Here is a 2,549-nt window from a genome sequence, read left to right on the forward strand (position 1 = left end):
ATCGCCTCTTCATTAAGCCACTTGATACCATTTTTTATAAATACTTTATCTGATTTTGAAATGCGCGAGTGGTGAAAAACTATATGCATATAGGGAGCAGTTATAATATTTAACTCAGCAGCTTTAGAGAACAAATCTCGATGAAGCACTTTAATGGTATCTATGGGTGTTGTCACCCCAAAAAGGCTGCACCCATCCATCAAAAAAACAGCACTAGAGAGAAAGCCTGCTGCCAAGAACTTTCTACGAGAAAAGGTCGTCAAAGAACGATCCTTTTTTCTTTGGAGTATATGTTGCAGTACGCTCATCCACAAAATCTGGATCACCTTTTTCAAACTCTCTTTGAGAGACTCTTTTGACATGTTTTGGCGGTTTTTTCTCTTTTACAAAACCACTATCTGTTGTGCGCATAGCACCATGAGGAATACACATAATGTCCTCCTTTTTCTTAATCTTAAAGTTATTATACTCAAAAAGTGTGCATAGAGTGTGTATTACAAACTTACACTCATCCTGTCTTAGTCAACTAAAGACTCCTCAAAATATCTATCGACATTCATATAGGTTTTGCCTGTATGGTCTTTAAACATCAGATTTTTCTTATCTAATTTGTGTAGTTCATCTATGCCCATTATAGCCAAAAGGCCACGAACACCTGCAAGCAATTGAGCATGATAAGAAGCGACATTTCTCGCCTTTTTCTCTACCAAAAATGAAGCTCTCTTTTCCTTATCCTGCGTTGCAAGTCCTACAGGGCAGGCTCTGCCATGCGCACCAGAACACTCACGCGCTCGAATACACCCAGCACTCATCATAAATGCACGTGCAATGGCAACATAGTCAGCCCCAATTCCAAAAAGGACAATGGCATCATCTGGAGTAAGTACCTTTTCGCTCGCTATGAGTTTTACACTTTCGCGAACACCTTCACGTCTGAGTGCACTGTCTGCGATATAGAGTGCTTTTGATATGCTCATCCCAACTCTCATCATCATCTCCAAAGGTGCAGCACCACTCCCACCATCACCACCGTCGATAGTAATAAAATCAGGATACGCCTCACTTCCTGCATCCAAACGCTCTTTTAGAAGTTTTGCATACTCATCAAACGCAGCGGCAGAGGAGATGACTATCTTTACACCTACAGGTTTTTGTGAGAGTTTTTTAAGCCTTCCCACAAAGTCAAACAGCTCCTCTAAAGTATGCCCATACGGAAACTGATTTGGACTAAAGAGGTTTTTATGTGCTTCTACTCCGCGGTAGTAAGCTACCTCTTCACTCACTTTTGAAGCGAGGAGTTTTCCGCCTGTCTGTTTAGCACCCTGCGCCATTTTTATCTCTGTCATTTTACAAAAACGCATTGTCTTTTGGTACCTTGTCTCACAAAAGTTTCCATCTTTGTCGCGTACCCCGTAAAGTCCGCTTCCCATCTGAAAAATAATGTCTGGTATATCATCAGGCACAACACTCGGAAAAAGTTTTAAAGGAGCATCCCAATTTACACGGTAAAAGAGTATCTCTTTGGCATCAAAAAGGTAGCTGTCAGGTGCTTTTGAATCAACAACCATATGCTTATAGACTTTTTGTGCAAGGGCTGCGTTTACAAGAAACTTTAAAACTTTGTAAACACCTTTTGCAAAAAATGTCCCCTCCTGCGTTTGAAAGAACTTACACTCTCGTGTATATTTATGCGTGTAGAAAAAATTAGAAGTAAGGCTTCCCTCTCCTGTATTTATAGGGAACTTACCAAGATACGCACCCTTTGTAAAAGCACGTGTTCCCTCAGGAGAAATCGCCCCATCACTCATAGCACTTCTGCCAAAAACTGACTTTGTTTTAAAAGGAATGGGAGAGTTTTCACCAAAGGTGACACTGAAGTCATCACTTACATCTTCACTGTTTAAAACGCAGTTAGCATTTTTTATGGAGATTCTCGCACTCTTTTGCGGCTGACCTGGGGAAAATGAAGCATAGGCAGATTTTCTCTCTGCTGAGTCATAAACCCAGCGTACCTTGTCAAAAGACTCATAGAACTTCTCATCACCAAAGTACTGTCTCATCGGATCACGCAGTGCATAAAAAACATAACGCATACGCCCAATAAGTGGGTAGTTTATAAGCAGTTGGTTCTCTCTTTGAATGTATTTATCGTAGATAAATAAAACAATTGAGACAATAACAAAAAGAGCAAAGAATGCCTTCATCAAGAACATTAAAATAGGAAAGTGCATCTCCCCTATTTCATGTGTAAAGTGGACAAGTGCTTCCATGACCTAGTTTTTTTCTCCAAAGATTATACGGTCAAGTGAAAATTTTCCAGCTCCGTGAGAGAAGAAAATAAGCAAAAATGACATATAGTAAAGTGGGATTTCAAAGCCGTTATTTCCTGCTGAAAATCCATTGCCTAAATGCACAGTTACAATGGCTACTATCATAATGATGATAAGCGGAATAGAGATAAATCGGGTAAAAAGTCCTAAAGTAAGTAATATCACGCCTGTTATCTCTGTACTTGCTGCCATGTATGCATTGAGCGTTGGAAAGGGAAT

At 40.0% G+C, this 2,549-nt stretch carries 4 protein-coding genes; all 4 read right to left on the reverse strand.

Features of this window, described 5'->3' with window-relative positions; all coding sequences use genetic code 11:
- On the reverse strand, positions 1-263 hold a 263-nt coding region (locus tag MVY38_RS07550; RefSeq protein WP_297484883.1), incomplete at its 3' end, for a hypothetical protein.
- Positions 244-432 carry a hypothetical protein gene (locus tag MVY38_RS07555; RefSeq protein WP_297484885.1) on the reverse strand — a complete coding sequence of 63 codons (189 nt, stop codon included), beginning with the start codon at positions 430-432 and terminating at the stop codon, positions 244-246. The genes MVY38_RS07550 and MVY38_RS07555, both read right to left, overlap by 20 nt.
- Positions 433-518: 86 nt before the next feature.
- Entirely contained in the window at positions 519-2,270 is a 1,752-nt protein-coding gene (locus tag MVY38_RS07560; RefSeq protein WP_297484887.1) for an FMN-binding glutamate synthase family protein, read from the reverse strand.
- Positions 2,271-2,273: 3 nt separating this feature from the next.
- Positions 2,274-2,549: DoxX family protein (locus MVY38_RS07565; protein ID WP_297484889.1), on the reverse strand; the 276-nt coding region annotated here is incomplete at its 5' end.

The organism is Sulfurimonas sp., assembly GCF_027056685.1.
Taxonomy (GTDB): Bacteria; Campylobacterota; Campylobacteria; order Campylobacterales; family Sulfurimonadaceae; genus Sulfurimonas.

Bases quoted from the DNA above. Each gene is read 5' to 3' on its own strand.
- MVY38_RS07555 (WP_297484885.1), bottom strand. From the start codon at position 432: ATGTGTATTCCTCATGGTGCTATGCGCACAACAGATAGTGGTTTTGTA.
- MVY38_RS07560 (WP_297484887.1), bottom strand. From the start codon at position 2,270: ATGGAAGCACTTGTCCACTTTACACATGAAATAGGGGAGATGCACTTT.